Source organism: Brevundimonas sp. AVps23W, from assembly GCF_058681395.1.
The window spans coordinates 513,164-536,109 of the sequence record NZ_CM178738.1; the positions used below are offsets into that span (position 1 = coordinate 513,164).

General features: G+C 68.1%; 25 protein-coding genes. 4 read left to right on the top strand and 21 right to left on the bottom strand.

The features are described 5' to 3' along the window. The first annotated feature begins 21 nt into the window (after positions 1-21). Together ACW177_RS02460 and ACW177_RS02465 are read left to right on the top strand one after the other, a co-directional pair. Positions 22-510, top strand: a complete 489-nt coding sequence (locus ACW177_RS02460; protein WP_492027082.1) for an Rrf2 family transcriptional regulator — start codon at positions 22-24, stop codon at positions 508-510. A gap of 4 nt (positions 511-514) precedes the next feature. Then, positions 515-1,429, top strand: a complete 915-nt coding sequence (locus ACW177_RS02465) for an NAD(P)/FAD-dependent oxidoreductase (RefSeq protein WP_492027083.1) — start codon at positions 515-517, stop codon at positions 1,427-1,429. 418 nt (positions 1,430-1,847) lie between these two features. Here ACW177_RS02465 and ACW177_RS02470 read toward each other — a convergent pair whose 3' ends face one another. The 13 genes from ACW177_RS02470 to ACW177_RS02530 all read right to left on the bottom strand — a co-directional run bounded on the left by ACW177_RS02470 (position 1,848) and on the right by ACW177_RS02530 (position 14,849). Next, on the bottom strand, positions 1,848-2,312 hold the full coding sequence (locus ACW177_RS02470; protein WP_492027084.1) for an OsmC family protein: 465 nt from the start codon (positions 2,310-2,312) through the stop codon (positions 1,848-1,850). Between the two features lie 13 nt (positions 2,313-2,325). Next, entirely contained in the window at positions 2,326-3,033 is a 708-nt protein-coding gene (locus ACW177_RS02475; protein ID WP_492027085.1) for a GNAT family N-acetyltransferase, read from the bottom strand. Between the two features lie 75 nt (positions 3,034-3,108). Next, entirely contained in the window at positions 3,109-4,149 is a 1,041-nt protein-coding gene (gene trpS / locus ACW177_RS02480; protein WP_492027086.1) for a tryptophan--tRNA ligase, read from the bottom strand. A 125-nt stretch (positions 4,150-4,274) separates the two neighbouring features. Next, on the bottom strand, positions 4,275-5,870 hold the full coding sequence (gene murJ / locus ACW177_RS02485) for a murein biosynthesis integral membrane protein MurJ (protein WP_492027087.1): 1,596 nt from the start codon (positions 5,868-5,870) through the stop codon (positions 4,275-4,277). Positions 5,871-5,907: 37 nt separating this feature from the next. Next, positions 5,908-8,610 (bottom strand): [protein-PII] uridylyltransferase, encoded by a 2,703-nt coding sequence (glnD, locus tag ACW177_RS02490; protein ID WP_492027088.1) that lies wholly within the window; start codon positions 8,608-8,610, stop codon positions 5,908-5,910. A gap of 51 nt (positions 8,611-8,661) precedes the next feature. Continuing rightward, on the bottom strand, positions 8,662-10,494 hold the full coding sequence (gene typA, locus ACW177_RS02495) for a translational GTPase TypA (RefSeq protein WP_492027089.1): 1,833 nt from the start codon (positions 10,492-10,494) through the stop codon (positions 8,662-8,664). A gap of 138 nt (positions 10,495-10,632) precedes the next feature. Then, the gene (locus ACW177_RS02500) at positions 10,633-11,118 is read right to left on the bottom strand and encodes a GNAT family N-acetyltransferase (protein ID WP_492027090.1); all 486 of its coding nucleotides are present in this window, start codon (positions 11,116-11,118) and stop codon (positions 10,633-10,635) included. 11 nt (positions 11,119-11,129) lie between these two features. Then, positions 11,130-11,600, bottom strand: coding sequence for a DUF6265 family protein (locus tag ACW177_RS02505; RefSeq protein WP_492027091.1), 471 nt, complete (start codon positions 11,598-11,600; stop codon positions 11,130-11,132). A 33-nt stretch (positions 11,601-11,633) separates the two neighbouring features. Next, positions 11,634-12,458, bottom strand: a complete 825-nt coding sequence (locus ACW177_RS02510) for a DUF6597 domain-containing transcriptional factor (protein WP_492027092.1) — start codon at positions 12,456-12,458, stop codon at positions 11,634-11,636. Position 12,459: 1 nt separating this feature from the next. Next, positions 12,460-12,894, bottom strand: coding sequence for a DUF1178 family protein (locus ACW177_RS02515; protein ID WP_492027093.1), 435 nt, complete (start codon positions 12,892-12,894; stop codon positions 12,460-12,462). A gap of 7 nt (positions 12,895-12,901) precedes the next feature. After that, positions 12,902-13,741, bottom strand: coding sequence for a carbon-nitrogen hydrolase family protein (locus tag ACW177_RS02520; RefSeq protein ID WP_492027094.1), 840 nt, complete (start codon positions 13,739-13,741; stop codon positions 12,902-12,904). 4 nt (positions 13,742-13,745) lie between these two features. Further along, positions 13,746-14,003, bottom strand: coding sequence for a glutaredoxin 3 (gene grxC / locus ACW177_RS02525; protein ID WP_492027095.1), 258 nt, complete (start codon positions 14,001-14,003; stop codon positions 13,746-13,748). 51 nt (positions 14,004-14,054) lie between these two features. Then, on the bottom strand, positions 14,055-14,849 hold the full coding sequence (locus ACW177_RS02530) for a ComFC family protein (RefSeq protein WP_492027096.1): 795 nt from the start codon (positions 14,847-14,849) through the stop codon (positions 14,055-14,057). Between ACW177_RS02530 and ACW177_RS02535 the strand changes: the two genes are divergently transcribed. Next, positions 14,848-15,741, top strand: coding sequence for a methyltransferase domain-containing protein (locus tag ACW177_RS02535; protein WP_492027097.1), 894 nt, complete (start codon positions 14,848-14,850; stop codon positions 15,739-15,741). The genes ACW177_RS02530 and ACW177_RS02535 overlap by 2 nt on opposite strands. Positions 15,742-15,747: 6 nt before the next feature. Here the strand turns inward: ACW177_RS02535 and ACW177_RS02540 are convergent, their stop codons facing one another. The 8 genes from ACW177_RS02540 to ACW177_RS02575 are packed head-to-tail and all read right to left on the bottom strand — an operon-like array spanning position 15,748 to position 19,667. Continuing rightward, positions 15,748-15,927: a Flp family type IVb pilin gene (locus tag ACW177_RS02540; protein ID WP_492027098.1), complete on the bottom strand. Its 180-nt coding sequence runs from the start codon at positions 15,925-15,927 to the stop codon at positions 15,748-15,750. A gap of 25 nt (positions 15,928-15,952) precedes the next feature. Then, a complete protein-coding gene (locus ACW177_RS02545) occupies positions 15,953-16,363 on the bottom strand; it encodes a (deoxy)nucleoside triphosphate pyrophosphohydrolase (RefSeq protein ID WP_492027099.1) in 411 nt (136 codons plus the stop codon). After that, entirely contained in the window at positions 16,360-16,656 is a 297-nt protein-coding gene (locus ACW177_RS02550; protein WP_492027100.1) for a type II toxin-antitoxin system RelE/ParE family toxin, read from the bottom strand. Before ACW177_RS02550 ends, ACW177_RS02545 begins: the two co-directional genes overlap by 4 nt. Then, positions 16,646-16,873 carry a hypothetical protein gene (locus tag ACW177_RS02555; protein ID WP_492027101.1) on the bottom strand — a complete coding sequence of 76 codons (228 nt, stop codon included), beginning with the start codon at positions 16,871-16,873 and terminating at the stop codon, positions 16,646-16,648. Before ACW177_RS02555 ends, ACW177_RS02550 begins: the two co-directional genes overlap by 11 nt. Before the next feature lie 9 nt (positions 16,874-16,882). Further along, the gene (locus tag ACW177_RS02560) at positions 16,883-17,167 is read right to left on the bottom strand and encodes a hypothetical protein (RefSeq protein ID WP_492027102.1); all 285 of its coding nucleotides are present in this window, start codon (positions 17,165-17,167) and stop codon (positions 16,883-16,885) included. After that, the gene (locus ACW177_RS02565) at positions 17,139-17,330 is read right to left on the bottom strand and encodes a colicin E5-related ribonuclease (protein ID WP_492027103.1); all 192 of its coding nucleotides are present in this window, start codon (positions 17,328-17,330) and stop codon (positions 17,139-17,141) included. The genes ACW177_RS02560 and ACW177_RS02565 overlap by 29 nt, the downstream gene beginning before the upstream one ends. 32 nt (positions 17,331-17,362) lie before the next feature. After that, on the bottom strand, positions 17,363-18,757 hold the full coding sequence (gene argJ, locus ACW177_RS02570; RefSeq protein ID WP_492027104.1) for a bifunctional glutamate N-acetyltransferase/amino-acid acetyltransferase ArgJ: 1,395 nt from the start codon (positions 18,755-18,757) through the stop codon (positions 17,363-17,365). 1 nt (position 18,758) lies between these two features. Further along, positions 18,759-19,667 (bottom strand): peptidylprolyl isomerase, encoded by a 909-nt coding sequence (locus tag ACW177_RS02575; RefSeq protein ID WP_492028058.1) that lies wholly within the window; start codon positions 19,665-19,667, stop codon positions 18,759-18,761. Positions 19,668-19,948: 281 nt separating this feature from the next. On the opposite strand from ACW177_RS02575, the gene secA reads away from it, so the two are divergent. Further along, the gene (gene secA, locus ACW177_RS02580; RefSeq protein ID WP_492027105.1) at positions 19,949-22,798 is read left to right on the top strand and encodes a preprotein translocase subunit SecA; all 2,850 of its coding nucleotides are present in this window, start codon (positions 19,949-19,951) and stop codon (positions 22,796-22,798) included. Positions 22,799-22,946 lie beyond the last annotated feature (148 nt).

The following is a 22,946-nucleotide window of genomic DNA, read 5'->3' on the forward strand; positions in this document are numbered from 1 at the left end:
TCACGTAACAATTGAAGTTACATGAAAAGGGATTCCCGCCTCTCCAACATCCTCCACGCCCTGCTGCACATGGCCGAGCATGAGGCGCGGACCGGCGCGCCCATGACCTCGGACCAGCTGGCCGTCTGCCTGTCGACTAATCCGGTGGTGGTGCGCCGGACAATGGCCGGCCTGCGCGAACAGGGGCTGGTGGCTTCGGAAAAGGGGCATGGCGGCGGCTGGCGGCTGGCCCGGCCGCTGGATCAAGTGACCCTGGGCCAGGTGAACACGGCCCTGGGCGAGCCCCGCCTGTTCCGCGAAACCCCGCCGGTCGAGGCCCACGGCTGCCTGGTCGAGGCGGCGGTCAACGAGGCCCTGGCCGAGACCTACGCCGCCGCCCGCGCCCTGCTGGTCGCGCGACTGAACGAGATCACCCTGGCCGATCTGGCGGCGGACTTCGCGCGCCGGATGGCCGACCATCCGAAGAGGGACCTGCTCCATGCCCGTCTCAACGCCCATCGCCCCGAGTGAACCCATGCCGCACGACGCCCTGATCATCGGCGGCTCCTACGCCGGCCTGTCCGCCGCCCAGCAACTGGTGCGCGCCCGTCGCCGGGTGCTGGTCATCGACGATGGACGGCCGCGCAACCGTTTCGCCGCCCGCGCCCACGGCGTCCTGACCAACGACGGCAAGCCCGGCGCCGAGATCGCCGCCGCCGCCCGGTCCCAGGTCGCCGCCTATCCCACCGCCGCCTTCCGCATGGCCGAGGCGATCTCGATTGAGCGGATCGACGGCGGCTTCTCGGTCGCCTTCGCCGATGGCACGCGCACGCGCGGCCGCCGGCTTTTGCTGTCGCATGGGGTCGAGGACGTCCTGCCCGATATTCCGGGCGTCAAGGAACGCTGGGGCCGCACGGCCCTGCACTGCCCCTGGTGCCACGGCTATGAGATCGGCGGCGGCCCCATTGGGGTGCTGGGCCGCGGCGACCATGCGGTCCAGTACGCCGCCACCGTGGCGGAGTGGGGCCAGGTCACCCTGTTCATGGGGTTGGAGGTCGGGCTGTCGCCGGAGGACGCCCATCTGCTGTACCGGCGCGGCGTGACCATAGAGACTACGCCCATCGCCCGGCTGGAGGGCGAGGCCCCGACGCTGACCGGGGTCCGACTGACCGACGGGCGGTTCGTGGATCTGAAGGCCATTTTCGTCGGCGCCAGCGTCCGCGTCGCCAGCCCCTTCGCCGAGCGGCTGGGCTGCGAGATGACCGACACGCCGATGGGCCGGGTGATCAAGGTGGACGCCATGCAGGCGACGTCCCAGCCGGGCGTCTTCGCCGCCGGCGACCTGGCGCGCGCCGCGTCCAACATCACCCTGGCGACCTCGGACGGCATGGTCGCCGCCCACGGCCTGTTCCGCTCGTTGGTCGAAGAAGAGACGGCGCGGGCCGCCTGATCGAATGGAAACGCCCGCCCTTCAGAAGGGCGGGCGCCGAGTGGACTCAGGGTTCGCCGGGCAAGCCAGCGCACACTTCCGCTTGCAGAGTAATCCAGCACCCCATGAAGGCTGCGTTGTCGCCGGGGTGCTGAGCCCGACATTGCAAGCGTGTGGCCGCATAGCATTGCGCGTAGGTATCGTAGCGCGCCTTGGAAACTTGGAGGCCCTTCGAGGGGCTTTGCTGGGCCGGTGGTTTGGAAACTGGACCAGGCTGGCCTGCGAAGGCGGCGGACCCGGCGACCAGTACCGCGAGGAACAGACCCGTCGCGACTCGATGTAAAGTCATGCTTTTCTCCAAGGGAGCCAATCTCCCTCGAAATAAAAACTCATGAGCGTAAATCAATCAACCCATGATTGATTGTGGCGCGCAAAAGTGTCAGCCGATCATTGGCGCTATTATGATTTCAGCCCGCACCGAATGGGCCATTTCGCAGTGGTCGTGGGCCTGGTGGTGCAGGGCGTCGAGCTCTTCCAGCGAGGGAACGCGGCCGGTGAAGCTGGTGCAGGCCCGCAGCGTGACCTGGGCGAGATAGCTCCTGTCGTTCTCGTCCTTGCCCATCTTGCCAGAGGCTTCGTCGACATAGGTGTCGACCACCAGGCCGGCGTTGGCGGCGAACGCCAGGAACCACAGCATGTGGCAGCTGGACAGGGAGGCGACCATCGCCTCTTCCGGATCGACCGCAGCCGGATCGGACATCGGCACGGGCACGCTGACCGGGGCCGACGACCCCGGCACCACCGCGCCGCCGTCGAAGGTCCAGGAATGGGCGCGGCTGTAGCGCTTGTCGAGGAAGGGCTGATCGCCCCGGCTCCAGGCGATCTTCGCTTCATAAACGCCCATGGTGGTCTCCCTGTCAGTCGGCCAGGATCGTATAGACCATCGGCGCTCGAACCTCGAAGCCCAGCGAACGGTAAAAGGCGATGGTCGCCTCATGATCGGCGAAGGCGTGCAGGAAGGCGGCCTCGCCCGAGGCGTGAATTTCGCCGACCACCGCGCGCGACAGGGCGGCCGCATAGCCCTTCCCCCGGTGGTCGGGGTGGGTGCAGACCCCGCTCAGCTCGGTGAAGCCGTCCACTCGCAGCCGTCGTCCGGCCATGGCGACCAGTTCGCCGTCGTGCTTGATCCCGACGAAGGGGCCGAGTTCGCGGGTCCTCGAGCGGAAGGGACCGGGTCGGGTCAAGGTCGCCAGGGCCAGCATGGCCGGGGCGTCGGCCTCGGTCAGGGTCTCGAAGGGCAGGTTGGATCCTCGGCCGGTTGATTTTTCGGGCGTCAGAGCGGTGGAGGTCATCTGCACCAGGCCGATGCGGCGATTCACGACGATCCCCTCCGGCAGGAGGTCGGCCATCGGCCCGTCGGAATGCTCGACCATTCCCGCGCCTGGATGGAGCCGCGCCAGCTCCGTCAGGCGGGCGCGGCTCTGGGGCGAGGCGTCGGCGGCCGACAGGAAAACCCCGACCTCGGGATCGATGCGCACGGCGCGTGTGTCGGACTCCGCCGTCGTGAAAGATGACAGACGGGTGGTCAGGGCGTTCCAGACGGCGCGATCGAGGGGATGGTTCATGGTCGGGCTTCTAACCCCCGCGTCGCGGCCGCGGAACCGGTCGCCGGGACGCCGCGTCCGGAAACCGCCAGCGGCCTACCCCCTCCAGAAGCCAACGATCTTCTTGACCTCGTCCACCACCGGGTCGGCGACCTCGGCGGCGCGGTCGGCGCCGTCCTTCAGCACGCGGTCGATCTCTGCGGGATCGTCCATCAGGCGGCGCATCTCGGCCGTGACGGGGGCCAGGGCCGAGACGGCGAGATCCGCCAGAGCCGGTTTGAAGGCGCCGAAGCCCTGGCCGCCGAACTGTTCGATCACCTGTTCGCGGGTCAGGCCGGCCAGGGCGGCGTAGATGGCGACCAGGTTCTTGGCCTCGGGCCGGTCGTTCAGCCCCTCCAGGGTTTCCGGCAGGGGTTCGGGGTCGGTCTTGGCCTTGCGGATCTTGGACGCGATCGTGTCGGCGTCGTCGGTCAGATTGATGCGGCTGTTGTCGGACGGGTCCGACTTGGACATCTTGGCCGCCCCGTCGCGCAGGGACATGACCCGCGTCGCCGGCCCCTGGATGATGGGCTCGGGCACGGGGAAATAGCCGGGAACGCCGAAGTCGTTGTTGAACTTGGCGGCGATGTCGCGGGTCAGTTCCAGATGCTGTTTCTGGTCCTCGCCGACCGGCACCTCGGTCGCCTTGTACAGCAGGATGTCGGCGGCCTGGAGCACGGGATAGGTGTAGAGGCCGACCGAGGCCCGCTCCTTGTGCTTGCCCGACTTCTCCTTGAACTGGGTCATCCGGTCCAGCCAGCCCAGGCGGGCGACGCAGTTGAAGATCCAGGCCAGTTCGGCATGGGCGCGCACGGCCGATTGCGGGAAGATGATCGACTTGGCCGGGTCCAGACCCGAGGCCAGATAGGCGGCGGCGATCTCGCGCGTCTGGGCCGCCAGCTTCTCGGGCTCCTGCCAGACGGTGATGGCGTGCAGGTCGGCGACGAAGACGAAGACCGGCGCGCCCTGGTCCTGTAGTTCGACGAACCGCTTCAGCGCGCCGAGGTAGTTGCCCAGGTGCAAGGCGCCGGAGGCCTGGATGCCGGACAGGATGCGGCGCGGGCCGGTGTAGAGGGCCGGGGGAGTTTGATCGGTCATGGTCGGTCGGGTCTCGAAAAGTCGTTGTCAGGCGTGGCGAAGAGTGCGGCGGTTCAGCCGCGCCATCGCCGGTCAAAGATCGGGCCCGAAAGGATCATGGCTCGCGCTTATCGCCTCGATAGGGTTCAGTCCAGACCGGACACGGTCGAACCGCCCGGCTCGCGGCGCAGCGTCGCCTTCAGCTCGGACAGGGTGACGGCGCGGAAGGCCAGCAGACAGGCGCCATAGACGCCCGCGCCCAGGCCGCAGACCGCCAGGACGGCGATCTCCTTGGCCAGCAGCACCTGGCTGAGCAGTCCATAGTTGATCCCGGCCAGCAGCAGCAGGCCGGCCATGACCGCGCTGGCGGCCAGGACGCGGGCGATGCGCGAGACGAAGGCCGGCGACGGCCGCCAGCTGTTCTCGCGGATCAGCACCCCGGCCAGGAGGCCGACATTGATCCAGGCCGAGACGCTGGTGGCGATGGCCAGGCCCAGCACCCCGTCCCAACCCAGGGCGCGGAACCAGAAGAACAGGCCGGACCCCAAGACCACGGTGATGATCACGGCGGCGACGGCGAAATACATCGGCCGGCGCGTGTCCTCGCGCGCGAAGAAGGGCGGGGTCAGCACCTTGGCCAGGACGAAGGCCGGCACCCCCCAGGCGAACTGGCGCAGCACATCGGCGGTGCGGGCGGCGTCGGCGCTGGTGAAGGCGCCGCGCGTCACCGTGGCGTCGATGATGAAGAAGGGAATGACGAACAGGGCCACGGCGGCCGGCAGGGTGAAGGCCATGGCCAGGTTGATCCCGTCGTCCAGCGTCTTCTGCCCGCCCTCATGGTCACCCGAGACGAAGGCCCGCGTCAGGCGTGGCACCAGGGCCAGGCCGATCGCCACCCCGACCAGGCCCAGGGGCAGCTGGTACAGGCGGTCGGCGTTGTAGAGGACAGAGCGGGCGCCGGCGTCCGAACCGGCCAGCACTTGAGACACGACCGAGTTGACCTGCATGGCTCCCCCGGCCATGGCGCCGGGCACGGCCAGGGCCAGGGCGCGTTTCACGTTCGGGGTCAGGCGCGGCAGGCCCAGCTTCAGCTTCACGCCCAGACGGCGCACCCCCCACCACAACAGACCGGCCTGGATGACGCCCGAGACCGTTACGGCGGCGCTGGTGGCCAGCAGCACGGTCTCTGGCGACACCGGCAGGACGAACCCGCCGATCAGGGGCGCCAGGGTGCACAGGTTCAGGAATACCGGCACCGCCGCCGACAGGGCGAACCGCCCGCCGGTGTTCAGCACCCCCGACAACAGGGAGGCGATGGTCATACAGGCCAGATAGGGCATGGCCAGTTGGGTCGCGATCACCGCGACCCGCATCACCTCGGCGTCGTCCTTCCAGGCCGACAGCAGCAGAGGGATGATCCAGGGCATGGCGACCTGCAACAGGATGCAGAAGGCCGCGACCACGGCGAACATGAAGGACATGGCCTCCGACGCCGTCACCGCCGCCGCCGCGTCGCCCTCGCGCGTCTTGACCCCGCCATAGACCGGCACGAAGGCCTGGGCGAAGGCGCCCTCGGCGAACAGGCGGCGGAACATGTTGGGCAGCATCAGGGCCGTGGACCAGACGTCCATCAGCGCCCCCTGGCCGAAGTTGGCCGACAGGGCCAGGTCGCGTCCGAAACCGAGCAGGCGGCTGCCGAGCGTCAGCGTGGACTGAACCAAGGTGTTGCGGGCGAGGCTCATGCTGACCGGGGGGAGGAAGGCTGGAGAAGACCGAGGCTTAGCGCGCTTCCGGCGGCGGCGATACGGGCTTGGCGCGGGTCCGGCGACCCAGGTCCGAGACGTCGCGTGCGCTGGCGCGGGCCGAGGCGACCTTGCGGCCTTCGGGGGCCGGGGCGCGGCTGTCCAGCACGGCTTCCAGAGCGGCGCGCAGTTCGGCGATCCGCTGTTCGGAGGTGATCTTCCGTCCCTTGCCGTCCACCACATAGAAGCTGTCCACCGCCCGCTCGCCGTAGGAGGCGACATGGGCCGAGCGGATGTTCAGCCCCTCGTCGTTGAAGACCCGCGACAGGGCCGCCAGCAGGCCGGGGCGGTCGGCGCCCGAGACCTCGACCAGGGTGGCGGTCTCGCTGGCGTGGTGATCGACCATGACCACGGGCCGGACCTCGAAGGCGGCCTTGCGGGCGTTGCCGGCGGGGGCGGGGGCCTTGCCGATACGGCCTTCGCCGCGCGAAGCCTTTTCCAGCGCCTCGATCAGGGCCTTGAGCCGGCGCGGCTCGGCCTGCCCATAGGGCAGGCCCGCCCCGTCCTGCACCCGGAAGACGTCCAGAACCACGCCCTCGCTGGTCGTCGCCACCCGGGCGTCGGTCACGTCGGCGCCCAGGGCGGCCATGGTCTGGGCCAGGTCGGCGAAAAGGCCGGGCCGGTCGGCGGCGGCGATGGAGATTTCGGTGGCCTGGACCGGCAGGCCCTCGACCGGGGTCAGGGGCGCGGCCTCGGCGGCGGCGCCGGTCTGACGCGCCCGCTGCACCAGGGCGGGGTGCGCCGCCAGCGGATCCTCGCGCGCCACGTCCTCGCCGCGGAACAGGGCGGCGACCTGGTCATAGAGGGTGCGCATCAACTGCCCCTTCCAGCCGTTCCAGACGCCCGGCCCCACGGCGCGGATGTCGGCCACGGTCAGGACCAGCAGCATTCTCAGACGCTCAGGATCGCCGACCAGCTCGGCAAAGGCGCGGATGGTGGCCGGATCGGACAGGTCGCGCTTCTGGGCGTAGTCGGACAGGGCCAGATGGCTGCGGACCAGCCAGACCACCAGTTCGATCCGGCGCGGATCGACGCCCAGCCGTTCGCAGGCCCGGCGCGCGGCGATGGCGCCGTCCTCCAGCTGCCCCCGCTCGCCCCCCTTGCCGACGTCGTGCAGCAACATGCCCAGCATCAGGGCTTCCATGTCCGAGATCAGGTGGACTATCTCCGACGCCATCGGGTGGTCGGTCTTCAGCTTGCCGCGCGCGATGTCGTTGATGACGCCGATGGCCTGGAGCGTGTGCTCGTCCACCGTATAGGCGTGGTACATGTTGAACTGGGTCTGGCCGACGATCCGCCCCCATTCGGGCAGGAACCGGCCCAACAGGCCCGTCTCGTTCATGATGGTCAGGGTGCGGTAGGGCCTCTGGCCATGGGCCAGGACGCTGAGGAAGGCCCGCGTCGCCTCCGGATCGCGGCGCAGCTTGGGCGTCACCAGGGACAGGGACCGGGTCACGGCCGAAAAGGCGTCGGGGTGCAGGTCCAGATCATGGCGGTCGGCATAGACGAACAGGCTCAGCAGCTTGATCGGATCACGCTCGAACACCGATGCGTCCTCGACCGACAGCCGGCCCTGATCGACCCAGAAGCCCTCGACCTCCAGCTTGCGACGGTTGGTCCGGAACGGGATCATCAGGCGCGACAGGCCCTGGGCCGTCTTCTGATGCCGGGCCTCCAGCTTGGCCGACATGGCCCGCGTCAGGGCGCCGACATCTCGCGCAATCAGGAAATAGCGGCGCATGAACCGCTCCACCGCCGGTTCGTCGCCGCGGCCCTGCCAGCCCATGCGCCGGGCCACCTCGGGCTGCATGTCGAAGGTCAGCTTTTCCTCCGCCCGTCCGGCGACCAGGTGCAGATGGATCCGCACCCGCCACAGGAAGTCGAAGGCGTCGTCGGAGGCCCGTCGCTCGCGCGGGGTGAACAATTCGTCCATTACGGTGGCGCCCAGCCGACTGTCTGGCGCCAGGGATCGGGCGATCCAGTACAGGGTGTTGAGGTCGCGCAAGCCGCCCTTGCCGTCCTTGACGTTGGGCTCGACCTTGTAGCGGGTTACGCCCGCCTTCTGGTGCCGGGCGGCGCGTTCTTCCAGCTTGGCGGCAATGAAGGGGCGGGGGTCGGCCTTGGCCACCATGTCGCGGAACCGGCCGATCATCAGGTCCGACAGCCGCTCGTCGCCGGCCAGATGCCGGGCCTCCAGCAGGGTGGTCCGCACCGTCATGTCGGTGCGCGAGAGGGTCAGGCATTCCTCGACCGACCGCACGGCCGGCCCGACCTTGATGCCCAGGTCCCACAGCACATAGAGGACGAACTCGATCACCGTCCCGCCGCGCGGCGTGGCCTTGGCGGGCCTCAGGAACAGTAGATCGAGGTCGGAATAGGGGGCCAGGACGCCCCGGCCATAGCCGCCGACCGCCACCAACGACAGGCGCTCGCTCTCGACGGCGGAGACGGGGAACAGGACCTGGGTCGCGACCCGCCACAGGGCCGCCAGCATGTCGTCGGCGGCCGCGGCGTACAGGCGGGCGACCTCGCGCCCCTTCATGCCCCCGTCCAGTTTGCGCTCGGCGCGGGCGCGGGCGGCGTCGAAACTGTCGCGCAAAACGGACGCGACCGCCGCGCGCGGATCTCCCGCGCGGGCGGCCTCGTCAAGGCGGTCATCCAGACTGGGCGAAACGGTCATGTCAGCCTTCTATAGGCCGCATCATGCTTCGCGTCCGTGAATGATCCGTATTTACTCCGGACGAACGCGCTTCTTGCGGAACGACGGGTTCAGCGTCTGCTTGCGCAGGCGGATGGACTTCGGCGTCACCTCAACCAGCTCGTCGTCGTCGATATAGGCGATGGCCTGTTCCAGCGACATCTGGCGCGGCGGGGTCAGACGCACGGCCTCGTCCTTGCCGGCGGCGCGGACGTTGGTCAGTTGCTTGCCCTTGATCGGGTTGACGTCCAGGTCGTCCCAGCGCGCGTTCTCGCCGATGATCATGCCCTGGTAGGTCTTTTCGCCGGCGCCGACGAACATGACGCCGCGGTCTTCCAGGTTCCACAGGGCGAAGGCGGCGGTTTCACCGTCCGAGTTCGAGATCAGCACGCCCTTCAGACGACCCGCGATGGCGCCCTTGTGCGGCTCATAGTGGCTGAACACGCGGTTCAGCACGCCCGAACCGCGCGTATCGGTCAGGAACTCGCCCTGATAGCCGATCAGCGAGCGCGAGGGGCACTTCAGCTGGATACGGGTCTTGCCGGCGCCCGACGGACCCATGTCGGTCATTTCGGCCTTACGGGCCGACAGCTTCTCGATGACGATGCCCGAGAACTCGTCGTCCACGTCGATCATGACGTCTTCGATGGGTTCCAGCTTCTCGCCGTTCGGGCCTTCCTGGAAGACCACGCGCGGACGCGAGATCGAGACCTCGAAGCCTTCGCGGCGCATGTTTTCGATCAGAACGCCCAGCTGCAGTTCGCCACGGCCGGCGACCTCATAGGCGTCGCCGCCTTCGGTCGTGGTGACGCGGATGGCGACGTTGGCTTCGGCTTCCTTCAGCAGGCGGTCGCGGATGACGCGCGACTGGACCTTGTCGCCTTCGCGACCGGCCAGGGGGCTGTCGTTGACCGAGACGGTCATCGAGATGGTCGGCGGGTCGATCGGCTGGGCCGGCAGGGCGTCGACGACTTCCATGGCGCACAGGGTGTCGGCCACGGTGGCCTTGGACATGCCGGCGATGGCGACGATGTCGCCCGCTTCCGAACCCTCGTCCAGGGCCTGACGCTTCAGGCCGCGGAAGGCCAGGACCTTGGTGATGCGGCCGCGCTCGATTTCCTTGCCTTCACGGTCCAGGGCGTGGATCGCCATGCCGGGAACGGCCTTGCCGCTCTCGATACGGCCGGTCAGCAGACGGCCCAGGAAGGGGTCGGATTCGATCAGCACGTTCAGCATCTGGAACGGCTTGTCCTTGTTTTCCTGCACCTTCGGCGCGGGAACGTGATCGACGATCAGGTCGAACAGCGGGGCCAGGTTGTCGTTGGGCTGGTTCAGATCCATCGTCGCCCAGCCGTTGCGGCCCGAGGCGTAGATGTGCGGGAAGTCCAGCTGCTCGTCCGTCGCGCCGATGGCGGCGAACAGGTCGAAGGTCTCGTTGTGGACGCGGTCCGGATCGGCGTGGGCGCGGTCGACCTTGTTGATGCACAGGATCGGACGCAGGCCCATCTTCAGGGCCTTGGTCAAGACGAACTTGGTCTGGGGCATGACGCCCTCTTCAGCGTCCACCAGGATGACGCAGCCGTCCACCATGCCCAGGATGCGTTCGACTTCGCCGCCGAAGTCGGCGTGGCCGGGGGTGTCGATGATGTTGATGCGGGTTTCGCCGGCCTTGCCGTTCCAGAGCACCGAGGTGCACTTGGCCAGGATGGTGATGCCGCGTTCCTTCTCCTGGTCGTTGGAGTCCATGGCGCGCTCAGTCGTCGCCTCATTGGCTCGGAAGACGCCGGACTGGGCCAGCAGTTGGTCCACCAGGGTCGTCTTCCCGTGGTCGACGTGGGCGATGATGGCGACGTTGCGCAGGTTCATTTGATAATCGCGAAAAGGCGCGGCCGGGATGCAGGCGGCCGCTGGTCATGAAAAGGCATGCAGGGAGCGCGCGCCTCTTACAGGCATGTGGACGGAAAGACCAGAGCAGGCGTTCAGACGCCCCGGATCAAGCGCGCCTTAAGCGTCCTGAAGGTCACGCATCATATAGCGGGCGTCGGCGCCATAGCTGGCCAGTTTCTCCGCCAGGCCGGGGGTTTCACGCTCTTTGAAGCCGTGACGGGACCAGAAACCCACGGCGTCATTGACGGCGACCAGGGCGATGGCGGGCCAGCCGTCCTCGGCCGCCTGTTCGGCCAGCCGCTTGACGACGGCTCCCGTAACCCCGCCGCCACGCGCCTGGGGGTGCAGGGCCAGATCGTGCAGATAGATCAGGTCGGGATCGGCCGGCAGGCCCTCGATCACCGTGTTCAGCGGCGGCGCGCTGTCGGCCCGCCACGGATAGGCGATCAGATAGCCCCTGGCCGGGGCCTCGCCATACGCCAGCACGAAACAGCCGCGCGGATAAAGCGCCAGCCGGTTCTGGAAACAGGCCCGGTCCTCGAAATGATCGGGAAAGGACAGGCGGGCGACCTCGACCACAGCGTCGATGTCGGCCGGCCGCATGGGGCGCCAGTCTAAGCCGGGCAGCGCGTGTTCAGCTCCGCCTTCTGGAAGCGCCATCGGATGATCCTCTCCTGACCGTCCAACACGCCTTCGATCCGGGCGTTCAGGACATCGCCCTCCCGTTCATAGACGATGCGCTTGGGAAAGTCGTCGTCCGCCGCCTGTTCGAACACCACGCGGCTCGGGCCGGAGGCGACGACCGGAAACATCGTCGGGGCCTGTCCCTCGGGATGGGCGAAATAGGCCAGGGGCGCCGCCGGGGTCGGATCGACCGGGGCGATGCGCGACAGCTCCCACCCCGCGCGGCCGCTGCGCACGGTCAGGGATGTCCCCAGCATCAGGTTCAGACGCGGATCGGTCCAGGTCTCGGACACTTCGCGCCCAGATTCGCAGGACAACCAGTAGCCGGCCATCCAGCCCAGGTCGGGGCGCAGGTCGGGGGCCGTCTGAAGGGCGGCGGCGAGAAGCAGCGGGGTCAGCATGGTCGGTTTCCCTCTCCGGTCGATAGCGGCAGGCTAGGCCGCTTGCGGTCCCGCCGGCTTGTAGGTTTGCGACGCGATGGCCCGGGCCAGGGCCTGCTGCTCTCGCGCCCAGTCGGTGGCGGTGCAGCCCAGGAACCGCCGGAAGTCGCGCGCCATCTGCGGCTGATCGAAATAGCCGGCCTCCAGCCCCGCTTCGAGCCAGCCCTCGGTCTCGCCATCCGGCTGGGCCGCGTGGTCGAACACCCGGCGAAAGCGAAATATGGACCGCAGCAGGCGGGGCGGGACCCCGACGCGGTCGGCGAAGCGCCGCTGAAGCGCCCGTTGCTCCGATGGCGACTTTGCGGTGGCCGGGTGCTCGGCGGCGGCCTTATCGACTTCGGCGCGGACCATCGGATCGATCGTCCAGTTCGCGTGCTGCTTCTGGCGGGTCAGCCAGGCGACGAAGGCCGCCGCCTGCCCCGCCGGATCGCCCTTTGGTGGATCGAAGCCGACCAGGCGTTCGACCATGTCCAGCCGTCGGTTGGTCGCCTCGCTCAGCGGCCGCCCCAGAAAATCCCGCGCCCCGTCGGGCTCGAACCGGACGGAGACCAGTTCGGTCGGGCCTGTTGGTTTCATGGCCAGGGGCCGGGTCATCTGGCCGGCGAACAGGGCCGAGGGCTGCAGGCGGAACGCCCTGTCTTCGCCCTGTTCCGCATAGGGGGCGCCGATGTCGAACACCAGTTCGGGACAGCCGTCAGGTGCGATGCGCTGGATCGTCGGGGTCGGATCGGGGGCGGCGTAGGTCCAGATGACGCGGACGAAAGGCCGCAGCGCCGGGGGCGGCGCGAACTCCTGATACCGCTCCTCCCCCGAGGCCACCTCAGTTGACCTTGGACGGATCCGGCGGCGGGGCAGGCAGGGCGGCCACCGGCACGCCGTCCTCCTTCAGCTTCTTCACCTCGGCGGGCGTGGCCTCGCCATAGATTTCGCGCTTCTCCGACTTGCCCTCGTGGATGTCGCGGGCCTCACGGGCGAACGTATCGCCCACATAGTCGAAGTTCGCCTCGACATGGGCGCGCACCTGCTGCGCCGCCTCCATCATCATGGTCTGCATCCGGGCGGCGACATCGGGCGTGGTCGTCGTTTTCCGCGTTCCGCTGACCGCCGGGGCCATGATCGCCTTCTGCACCGAGCGCGAGCCGCAGAACGGACATTCGACCAGGCCGCGCGCCGCCTGGTCGTCATAATCGGAGGACGAGCCGAACCAGGCCTCGAAGTCGTGGGCCTGGTCGCAATTCAGGGCGTATCGGATCATGAGCGCATCAGGAGACTGGCAGGAAGTCGCGGTCGTGGGTCAGGGCCGGCACCGCCGCCCGCGCCCTGGCCACCGCCTCCATGTCCAGCTTCGCCGTCAGGATGCAAGGCTCGTCGTGATCCGCCTTGGCCAGAATCTCACCCCAGGGGCCGACCACGGTCGAACGGCCCCAGGTGCGGCGGCCGTCCTCGTGCAGCCCGCCCTGGGCCGGGGCCAGGACGAAGGCGCCGGTCTCAATGGCCCGGGCGCGCAACAGGGTCTCCCAGTGCGCCTCGCCCGTCGGCGCCGTGAAGGCGGCGGGAACGGCGATCATGGACGCCCCGGCCTTGGCCAGCTGACGGTGCAGATGGGGAAAGCGGATGTCGTAGCAGATCGTCTGGCCCAGCCGCCCCCAAGGGGTGTCGCCGACCGCCGCCCCGTCGCCGGGCCGCACCGTCGCGCTCTCGCGGTATCGCTCGCCATTGGGCAGATCGACGTCGAAGACGTGCAGCTTGTCGTATCGGGCCACGATCCCGCCGGACGCATCGACCAGCAGCGACCGGTTGGCCGCACGGCTGTCTCCGACGTGGCCCGACTTGACGATGGCGGAGCCGATCAGCAGCCAGACCCCCAGTTCCGCCGCCAGCCGTCGCAGGCCCAGGACGACGACATCGGCGGTCTCGTCGGTAATGACGGCGTCGCGACGGTCGCGACGCTGTTCCAGGACGTTCGTCCCTTCAGGCGTCAGGACGAATTTCGCCCCGCCCGCCGCCGCCTCGCGGATCAGGGGCTCGACATGGGCCAGGGCCGCCTGCGCCGTCGCCGGCGTGCGGGTCTGGATCAGGGCGATGTCGAGCCCGCTGCTCATCGGGTCAGGCGGCCAGAAGCGGGTCGAGCTTGCCGTCCCGGTCCAGGGCGTGGATGTCGTCCGAGCCGCCGACGTGCTGACCGCCGATGAAGATCTGCGGGAAGGTCATGCGCCCGCCCGACTTCTCGACCATCTCGGCCTTCTTCTCGGGGTCGTTGGAGGCGACGATCTCGGTATAGTCGACGCCCTTCTTCTTCAGCAGCGCCATGGCGCTGTAGCAATAGGGGCAGCCGGGCTTGGTGTAGATGACGACGTCGGCCAAATCAGAACTCCAGAAAATGGGCGCCCTGCGCGCAAGCGGGGCGGTTTGAATCTACATAGTCAGTTCACGGGCGTTTCGCACCCGTGCGATCACGGCCAGATCGACGCCCCGCGCCCCGGCCTCGATCAGGGCGCGGGCGCAGGCCTCGCCGGTCGCGCCGGTGGTCAACACGTCGTCGATCAGAAGGATGCGCCGGCCCTTGATCCGGCGGCGTCCAGCCTCGGTGACGGCGAAGGCTTTTTTCACGTTCATCCGCCGCCCACGCCGGCTCTTGCCGCCCTGGCTGTCGGTGTGGGTCGTGCGGACCAGGGCGTCGGGCAGATAGTCCAACCGGGCGTGGCGGGCCAGGGGGCGGGCGATCTCGGCCGCCTGGTTGAACCGCCGTGACAACAGGCGGAACGGGTGCAGGGGCACGGGAACCACCGCGTCGGCCCCCTCGATCAGATCGGCGGCGGCCCGGCCGATCCAGCGGGCGAACAGCGGGGCGAACTGCTGCTGGTCGCCGTGCTTGAACCGCAGGATCAGACCGCGCGAATGGTCGTCGTACAGACAGGCGGCCCGCGCCCTCTGGAACCTGTAGGGCTGGGCGATACAGGCAGCACAGCGGGTCTCGGCGAAGGCGCCGCCGTCGAATTCGAAGGCCGCGCCGCAGCCGTCGCAGACCGGCGCCTCCAGGAATTTGATCCGGCTCCAGGCGTCGGGGGTCAGTCCCGCCGCCGCCGTGGCCTCGCGGCTGTCATGGGCCAGGGGCGGCAGGACCAGATCGGCCAAGCCGCGCCCCACATCGCGCAACTGACGCCCGGCCCCTTCCCAGGCGCGCCGCCAACCCCCATCCTGCACATCCATGACCGCCTCCCCCGAAGCTCCACCCCGCATTTTCGACGCCCGCCGGCGTGAAACCCGTCTGGCGCGCGCCGCCGATAGGCTGGGCGAGGCCGACTTCCTGCACGTCCGGGCGGCCGAGAACGCTGCGGGCAGCCTGGAAGCCATCCTGCGTGAGTTTCCGGCCGCGGTCGACCTCTCAGCTCATTCCGGCCCGTTCGCCCAGGCCCTGGCGGGCAGCGACGCCGCCGGGCGTGTGGGGTCGGTTGCGACCCCGACCGGTCTGGCCGAACGCGCCGCGCCGGGCGCCGCCGCCCTCCCGCTGGCGGATGAGTCCACCGATCTGATCGTCTCCCTGCTCAGCCTGCACTGGGCCAATGACCTGCCCGGCGCCCTGGCCCAGATCCGGCGAGCGCTGAAGCCGGACGGCCTGTTCCTCGGCACCCTGTTCGGGGCGGGCACATTGAAGGAGCTGCGGTCGGTCCTGACCGAGGCGGAACTGGCCGAGCGCGGCGGGGCCCAGGCGCGGGTCTCGCCCTTCGCCGACGGCTATGACGGGGCGGCCCTGTTGCAGCGGGCCGGCTTCGCCCTGCCCGTGTCGGACGTGGACCGGTTCACCGTCCGCTATCCCGATCTGTTCGCCCTGATCCGCGACCTGCGCGCCATGGGCGAGACCAATGTGCTGTACGGCCCGATCCGTCCCCTCAGTCGCGCCGTGATCGCCCGCGCCGCCGCCCTGTACGCCGAACGCCACGGCGACGCCGACGGCCGGATCCCCGCCACCTTCGAGATCATCCACCTCGCCGGCTGGAAACCGCACGAGAGCCAGCAGAAGCCGCTGCCGCGCGGCTCGGCCAAGGTCCGGCTGGCGGACGCCCTGGGCGTGAAGGAAATGACCGGCGACGAGATCGACTGAAGGCGATCAAGCCTTCATGGCGTCGGAAATCTTCTGCATGACCTGGTTAAAATTACCTTCGTTTGATCCCCCGATGGCGGCCAGGCTGCTGATGATCACCAGGACGATCAGGGCGCAGATCAGGCCGTATTCGATGGCGGTGGCGCCGTCGTCGTCGGACAGGAAACGGGCGATGAGACGCCTCATAGCCGGCCTCCCTGGTCGGCGGTGATCAGAGCAGGTCGCGCAACCAGGCGACCAGGGGTTCGTCCGCCGGCGGCATGGGATAGTCCGAAAGCTTGTTCGGCTTCACCCAGGCCAGGCCGTCGTGTTCACGCGCCGTGACCACGCCGTCCCACCGTCGGCACAGATACAATGGCATCAACAGGTGAAAGGAATCGTAAGCGTGGCTGGCGAAGACGAAGGGCGCCAGGCAGGATTCGCTGACGGTGATGCCCAGCTCCTCCTGCAACTCGCGGATCAAGGCCGCCTCGGGCCGCTCGCCCGGCTCGACCTTGCCGCCGGGAAACTCCCACAGGCCCGCCAGTTTCCTGCCCTGCGGCCGTTTGGCGATCAGCACCCGCCCGTCGACATCGATCAGGGCGACGGCGACGACCAGGACGGTGGGGAGGGTTTCAGTCATTCGTCGAACAGCTTTCGTAGGTCGTAACCCGCATAGACGACGTCCAGCACCAAGAGGCCGTCGTCGCGGATCTGGTAGAGAAGATGAAGGCGGCGCGCCGCCAGCCCTATGCGCAGTGTCGGGTCGCCGCCGACGGCAGGACAACTTTCTGGATATTCGCCGATACGATCAAGCAGCTGGGCCACTGCCGTCCGCAATCGGCGGGCGCCTGATGGACTTTCAAGCGCGATTGTCATCGACAGGTCGACAAGCTGGCTCTCAGCGCGTGCGGATAGCCGGACCTCAATCGCCACGTTCGGCTTCGACGCGGTCGATCAATCGATCAAGATCGGCCAGCACCTCAGCGGCGGTTCGTGCCGCCCCCGCCTTTGCTTCCTCCATCGACCTTGCAATCCAGTACAGAGCCTGTTGCGATGGCGAAGGTCCGCGAAGGTCTTCGATCAATTGCGCGCTGACTACCGGCCCGTTCATGCGAGCATAGGGATCGGCAGGTTTGGGTTGGGCGCTCATGGATTCAACCTATCCGGCCTTCCGCAGCCACAGACTGGACGGTTCGTCCCGATCCAGGGCGCGTGCGACCGCGATCAGTACGTCTTCATCGCCGTTCGCCCGCCGCTCGACCACCACCTCATCACCGGGCGCGAAGGCCCAGCGTTCGTCGGCCGGGGCGGGGGCGTCGCTCAGACGAAAGACATGGTCGCTGACAGCGCGGGCCTTGACCGGCCGCCAGACATCGACGGCATCGTCCAGTATCCGGACATGCACCTCGGTCCAGTCAGTAGATGAAGCCGTCGCCGCCGACATGAATGATCTCTCCAGACTCGTCCTCGATCACCACCGAGCGACCTGTCATCGGATGAATATAGCGCGTCGCGGGCCGATCTGTCTCGCGGTTCGCCGTCGCGACCCGGACGCCGCTCGCCACGGCCTCGGCGATCTCGTCGTCCGTCCAGCCTCGAGCGGCCATTTGCCGCCGCAGCTTGTCCGGCCGCTTGACCATCAGCTGCGATAGTCGCCGTTGATCTCGATATAGCCCTTGGTCAGGTCGCAGGTCCAAACCGTGGCCGAGGCGCGGCCCGAGCCGACATCGACGGTGATGTCGATCTCGGGCTTCTTCATATAGGCGGTCATCTTGGCCTCGTCGTAGGTCGGGGACGGGGCTCCGTCGATGGCGGCCTGGTGCGGGCCGAACTTGATCGCCAGACGGTCGCGGTCCACCGGCTCCTCGGTCTTGCCCACAGCCATGACGACCCGGCCCCAGTTGGCGTCCTGGCCGGCGATGGCGGTCTTGACCAGGGGGCTGTCGGCGATGGACTTGGCCAGTTTGCGGGCCGAGGCGGGGCTGGCGGCGCCGTCCACCGTCACCTTGACGAACTTGGTCGCGCCTTCACCGTCGCGCACCAGCTGGTGCGCCAGATCCAGCATCACCTTGTCCAGGGCGGCCGAGAAGCTCTTTAGCCGCCGGTCGCCGACCCGGCCGATGCGCGGCGCGCCCGAGGCGCCGGTGGCGAACAGCAGGGCCGTGTCATTGGTCGAGGTGTCGCCGTCCACCGTCACGCTGTTGAAGGTGGTGCGAACGTGCAGGCCCAGCAGGGCCTTCAGCACGTTCGGATGGATGTCGGCGTCGGTGACGATGAAGGCCAGCATGGTCGCCATATCCGGCGCGATCATGCCCGACCCCTTGGCGATCCCGGCGATCCGGACCTTGTAGCCCTCGATCTCGGCCTCGGCGTAGGACCCCTTGGGGAAGGTGTCGGTGGTCATGATGCCCCGACCGGCCCGGGCCCACTGCTCGGACGGATGGATGTCGGCGTCCAGTCCGGCCTCGATCTCGGGCAGTTTCGACACGATCTTCTTTTCGTCCAGCACCACGCCGATCACCCCGGTCGAGGCCAGCATGACGTCGCGCTGGCGGCAGCCGAACCGTTTGGCCACTTCGGACGCCGCACGCCGCGCCGCGTCGGCGCCGGCCTTGCCCGTGAAGGCGTTGGCGCAGCCGGCGTTGACCACCAGGGCCCGCACGTCCTTGCCGCCGTCTGCGCCGCCTAGGTGCTTCTTACACCAGTCGACCGGCGCCGAGCCGATCTTGTGGCGGGTGAAGACCCCGGCGCAGCTGGTGCCGCGCGCAAACCGGAAGACCACCAGATCGTCGCGCTCATGCTTGTAGAAGCCGGCGCGGGCGGCGGCGATCTCGACCCCGCCGATGGGCGGAATGGTCGGGAAGGGCACGGCCAGGGGCGATATGGCCAGGCCGGGCTTGCCGGCGGCCGGGGCGGGCGCGGCGGCGGGTTCGGCCGGGCGGGTGGCGCGCTTCAGGGCGGTGGCGAAGGGGTCCAGCGCCTTTTCGAACGCCTGTTCGATCTTCTGGCCGGTGGTGGAGGGAGTCTTGGTCATGTCAGGCGGCCGGAACAGAAGCGGAGGTCGGGGCAGGGGCGGCGGATGCGGGGGGCTGGGCCGAGGCCGGTTCTTCGTTCCGCCCGGCGCTTTCGCCGGACAGAAGGACATTGACCTTGGCCTTGCCGCGCAAGCGTTCCAGCAGTTGCCGAACGCCTTCATAGGTCAGATAGCGGACGATCTGCGGCCGCGCCTGTTCGAGCGTCGGCGGGCTTTCCTTGCGCCGGTCCTCGACCCGCAGCACAGCCCAGCCGCCCTCGGTCTGGAAGGGGCCGACGGTCGATCCTGCCGGCCGATCGCGCAACGCTCCGGCATAGGCCTGCGGCATGACGTCCAGGGTCGAATAGCCCAGGTCCCCGCCCGAAAATCGCGTCGCCTCGTCAATGGACCTTTCCATGGCCACGGCCTCGAAACTGGCGCCCTGGCCTAGAATGCCGACCACGGCCTCGGCCTCGGTCTTGGTCCGCGACAGGATCAGGCGGACGCGGATTTCCTCGGACGTCTTCGCCAGACGCAGCTGCTCGTTATACAGGGTCTGGACGGCCTCGTCGGAGATGGCGCCGTTGACGACGCTCTCGACCAGCATGTCGCCCAGAATTCTTTCACGTGTGGCCTCCAGCCGGCGCTGGGCCAGGGGCGAGGCGTCCAGGCGACGGCGCTCCGCCTCCCGCGCCAGCAGTTTCTGGTCGATCACCTCGTCCAGAACCCGGCGGAACAGGTCCGAGGTCACGTCCAGCGGTTCGCCCTCGCCGACCAGGCCTTGAGCCACCGCCTCGCGTTTCACGTCAGAGGCCCAGACGGTTTCATCCTGAACCTTCGCCACAGCGCGGTCGCCGGGCTCCGGCGCCTGATCGCCGCCGCCGTCGCTCGAACAGGCGGACATCGTCAGCACCGCGGCCAGAACCACGATGGAAAACAAGCCTGAAACTCGCGGAAATGGGGTCAAGAGGGCGCTCCGTCGAAGGCGGCCGAAAGCCCCTCGCGTTGACAGGGGTTAGGCCGGTGCTTAAGTCCCGCCTGCGCCCAAGTCGAGGGGTTTTGATCGTCTGCGCGGCCCTTCGCGCGCGCCAGTTCCGGCGCACCGGGGTCGCCATCGGTTCGGGCCCCTCTTGCGGCGTCCGTACCGCCGCCCTTCTCGGGATTTCCAGAGCCGCTCAGCTCGCAGACGCTCGACCGCTTACCGGATCCAATATGCTCGGCTTCGCCAAGAAACTTTTCGGCTCTTCCAACGACCGCAAGGTCAAGGCTTTCCAGGACCACGCCCAGCGCATCAATGCGCTGGAGCCCAAGTTCGCCGCCCTGTCCGACGACGAGCTGCGGATGATGACCGACGCCTTCCGGGACCGTCTGGCCAATGGCGAGACCCTGGACAAGATCCTGCCCGAGGCCTTCGCCGTGGTGCGCGAGGCGTCCAAGCGGGTGCTGGGTCAACGTCAGTATGACGTCCAGCTGGCCGGCGGCATGATCCTGCACGAAGGCGGCATCGCCGAGATGCGGACCGGCGAGGGCAAGACCCTGGTCGCCGTGGCCCCCGTTTATCTGAACGCCCTGCCCGGCAAGGGCGTCCACGTCATCACCGTCAACGACTACCTGGCCCGCCGCGACGCCGAGACCATGGGCAAGGTCTATCGCTTCCTGGGCCTGGAAGTGGGCGTCATCGTCAACGGCCTGAGCCAGGGCCAGCGCCAGGCCGCCTATGCCGCCGACGTCACCTACGGCACCAACAACGAGTTCGGCTTCGACTATCTGCGCGACAATCTGGTCTACGACCGGCGCGAGATGGTGCAGCGCCCGCACAACTTCGCCATCGTCGATGAAGTCGACTCCATCCTGATCGACGAGGCGCGCACCCCCCTGATCATCTCGGGCCCGACCGAGGACCGATCGGACCTGTACAAGATCCTGGACACCCTGATCAAAGAGCTGATCAAGGACAAGGACACCTTCGAGCTGGACGAGAAGCAGAAGCAGGTTCTGCTGACCGAACTGGGTTCGGAGCGTCTGGAAGAGGCTCTGGAACAGGGCGGTCACTTCGCCCTCGACACCACCGGCCTCTATGACGCCGCCAACATCAGCCTGGTCCACCACTCCAATCAGGCCCTGCGCGCCAACACCCTGTATCAGCGCGACAAGGACTATATCATCAAGGGCGGCGAGATCGTCCTGATCGACGAATTCACCGGCCGTATGATGACCGGCCGCCGCCTGTCCGAAGGCCTCCACCAGGCCATCGAGGCCAAGGAAGACGTCAAGATCCAGCCCGAGAACCAGACCCTGGCCTCGGTCACGATCCAGAACTATTTCCGCCTCTACGAAAAACTGTCGGGCATGACCGGCACGGCCGCGACCGAGGCCCAGGAGTTCGGCGACATCTACAAGATGGAGGTGCTGGAGGTGCCGACCAACCGGCCGATCCAGCGCAAGGACTATGACGACGAGGTCTATCGGACCCACGCCGAGAAGAACCAGGCCATCGCCAAACAGATCGCCGAATGCCACCTGGCGGGTCAGCCCATCCTGGTCGGCACGGTCTCGATCGAGCGTTCCGAGCAACTGTCGGAACTGCTCCGCACCTACGAGTACAAGGTCGAGGTCTCGCGCAAGCTGAAGCCCCAGTACGAAGGCAAGGCCAAGGAAGCCGAGAAGATCGGCGACGCCGCCTATGACATCACCTACGAGACCAAGCTGCGCGGTATCCCGCACTCGGTCCTGAACGCGCGCCAGCACGAGCAGGAGGCCTATATCGTCGCCGACGCGGGTCTGCCCGGCGTGGTGACCATCGCCACCAACATGGCCGGCCGCGGCACGGACATCCAGCTCGGGGGCAACCTCGAGATGAAGATGCAGAAGTGGCTGCTGGAACAGCGCAACATGGCCGTCGAGGTCACGCACGAGATGGAGCAGGCCCAGGAGGCCCAGTTCAAGGCCGACATCGCCGTCCAGAAGAAGATCGCTCTGGAAGCCGGCGGTCTGTTCGTCCTGGGCACCGAACGCCACGAGAGCCGCCGGATCGACAACCAGCTGCGCGGCCGCACCGGCCGTCAGGGCGACCCCGGCACCTCGAAATTCTACCTGTCCTGCGAGGACGACCTGCTGCGCATCTTCGCCGGCGACCGTCTGGACTCGATCATGAAGACCTTCGGCGTGGCTGAGGGCGAGGCCATCACCCACCCCTGGCTGAACCGCGCCATCGAGACCGCCCAGAAGCGGGTCGAGACTCGCAACTACGACATCCGCAAGAACCTGCTGAAGTACGACGACGTCGTGAACGACCAGCGCAAGGCCGTGTTCGAGCAGCGCCAGGAGTTCATGGACTCCGAGGACCTGTCCGAACTGGTCGGCGACTTCCGCCGCGACGTGGTGTCCGACCTGGTCGAACGCTACATGCCGCCCAAGGCCTATGCCGAACAGTGGGACATCGACGGCCTGGACGAGAAGGTCCGCACGACCCTGGGTCTGGAACTGCCGCTGCACGACTGGGCCGCCGAGGAAGGCGTGTCCAACGAGGAGATCGAGGAGCGGCTGCTGGCCGCCGCCGACGCCCGCGCCGCCGAACGCCTGGAACAAATCGGCGCCGCCCAGACTCGCGGTCTCGAAAAGCAGTTCATGCTTCAGATGATCGACATGCAATGGCGCGAACACCTGGTCCATCTGGACCATCTGCGCGGCGTCATCGGCCTGCGCGGCTACGGCCAGCGCGATCCGCTGAACGAGTACAAGACCGAGGCCTTCTCGCTGTTCGAGAACCTGCTGTACGACCTGCGCCACAATGTCACCCGCTGGCTGATGACGGTCGAGTTCCGCTTCCAGCCGCCGCCGGAAATGCCCGAGTTCCAGGAGATTCACCTGAACCCCGGCACCGGCGAGAACGAGATGGCCAATCCGGCCGCGCAAAATCCGGAAGGCCAGTTGATCGGCGACGACCGCGCCAAGCTTCCGGTCGAGGCCCTGCCGCCCGGCTGGGAAATGACCGGCCGCAACTCCCCCTGCCCCTGCGGCTCAGGCCGCAAGTTCAAACACTGCCACGGGGCGCTGGTTTAAGGGCCCTCTTTCCCCGTCCGTCACCCTCGGGCTCGTCCCGAGGGCCCACGGCGGGTGCGGGTTCGGGTTTCTGCGCAGCGCCACGACCGTCGCTCCATCACCCCGTCCCGCGCGGCGGAGAGGTGGGCCCTCGGGACAAGCCCGAGGG

Coding starts and splice junctions, on each gene's coding strand:
- ACW177_RS02460 (WP_492027082.1), top strand. CDS start 22: ATGAAAAGGGATTCCCGCCTCTCCAACATCCTCCACGCCCTGCTGCAC.
- ACW177_RS02465 (WP_492027083.1), top strand. CDS start 515: ATGCCGCACGACGCCCTGATCATCGGCGGCTCCTACGCCGGCCTGTCC.
- ACW177_RS02470 (WP_492027084.1), bottom strand. CDS start 2,312: ATGGGCGTTTATGAAGCGAAGATCGCCTGGAGCCGGGGCGATCAGCCC.
- ACW177_RS02475 (WP_492027085.1), bottom strand. CDS start 3,033: ATGAACCATCCCCTCGATCGCGCCGTCTGGAACGCCCTGACCACCCGT.
- trpS (WP_492027086.1), bottom strand. CDS start 4,149: ATGACCGATCAAACTCCCCCGGCCCTCTACACCGGCCCGCGCCGCATC.
- murJ (WP_492027087.1), bottom strand. CDS start 5,870: ATGAGCCTCGCCCGCAACACCTTGGTTCAGTCCACGCTGACGCTCGGC.
- glnD (WP_492027088.1), bottom strand. CDS start 8,610: ATGACCGTTTCGCCCAGTCTGGATGACCGCCTTGACGAGGCCGCCCGC.
- typA (WP_492027089.1), bottom strand. CDS start 10,494: ATGAACCTGCGCAACGTCGCCATCATCGCCCACGTCGACCACGGGAAG.
- ACW177_RS02500 (WP_492027090.1), bottom strand. CDS start 11,118: ATGCGGCCGGCCGACATCGACGCTGTGGTCGAGGTCGCCCGCCTGTCC.
- ACW177_RS02505 (WP_492027091.1), bottom strand. CDS start 11,600: ATGCTGACCCCGCTGCTTCTCGCCGCCGCCCTTCAGACGGCCCCCGAC.
- ACW177_RS02515 (WP_492027093.1), bottom strand. CDS start 12,894: ATGATCCGATACGCCCTGAATTGCGACCAGGCCCACGACTTCGAGGCC.
- ACW177_RS02520 (WP_492027094.1), bottom strand. CDS start 13,741: ATGAGCAGCGGGCTCGACATCGCCCTGATCCAGACCCGCACGCCGGCG.
- ACW177_RS02535 (WP_492027097.1), top strand. CDS start 14,848: ATGACCGCCTCCCCCGAAGCTCCACCCCGCATTTTCGACGCCCGCCGG.
- ACW177_RS02530 (WP_492027096.1), bottom strand. CDS start 14,849: ATGGATGTGCAGGATGGGGGTTGGCGGCGCGCCTGGGAAGGGGCCGGG.
- ACW177_RS02540 (WP_492027098.1), bottom strand. CDS start 15,927: ATGAGGCGTCTCATCGCCCGTTTCCTGTCCGACGACGACGGCGCCACC.
- ACW177_RS02545 (WP_492027099.1), bottom strand. CDS start 16,363: ATGACTGAAACCCTCCCCACCGTCCTGGTCGTCGCCGTCGCCCTGATC.
- ACW177_RS02555 (WP_492027101.1), bottom strand. CDS start 16,873: ATGAGCGCCCAACCCAAACCTGCCGATCCCTATGCTCGCATGAACGGG.
- ACW177_RS02560 (WP_492027102.1), bottom strand. CDS start 17,167: ATGTCGGCGGCGACGGCTTCATCTACTGACTGGACCGAGGTGCATGTC.
- ACW177_RS02565 (WP_492027103.1), bottom strand. CDS start 17,330: ATGGCCGCTCGAGGCTGGACGGACGACGAGATCGCCGAGGCCGTGGCG.
- argJ (WP_492027104.1), bottom strand. CDS start 18,757: ATGACCAAGACTCCCTCCACCACCGGCCAGAAGATCGAACAGGCGTTC.
- secA (WP_492027105.1), top strand. CDS start 19,949: ATGCTCGGCTTCGCCAAGAAACTTTTCGGCTCTTCCAACGACCGCAAG.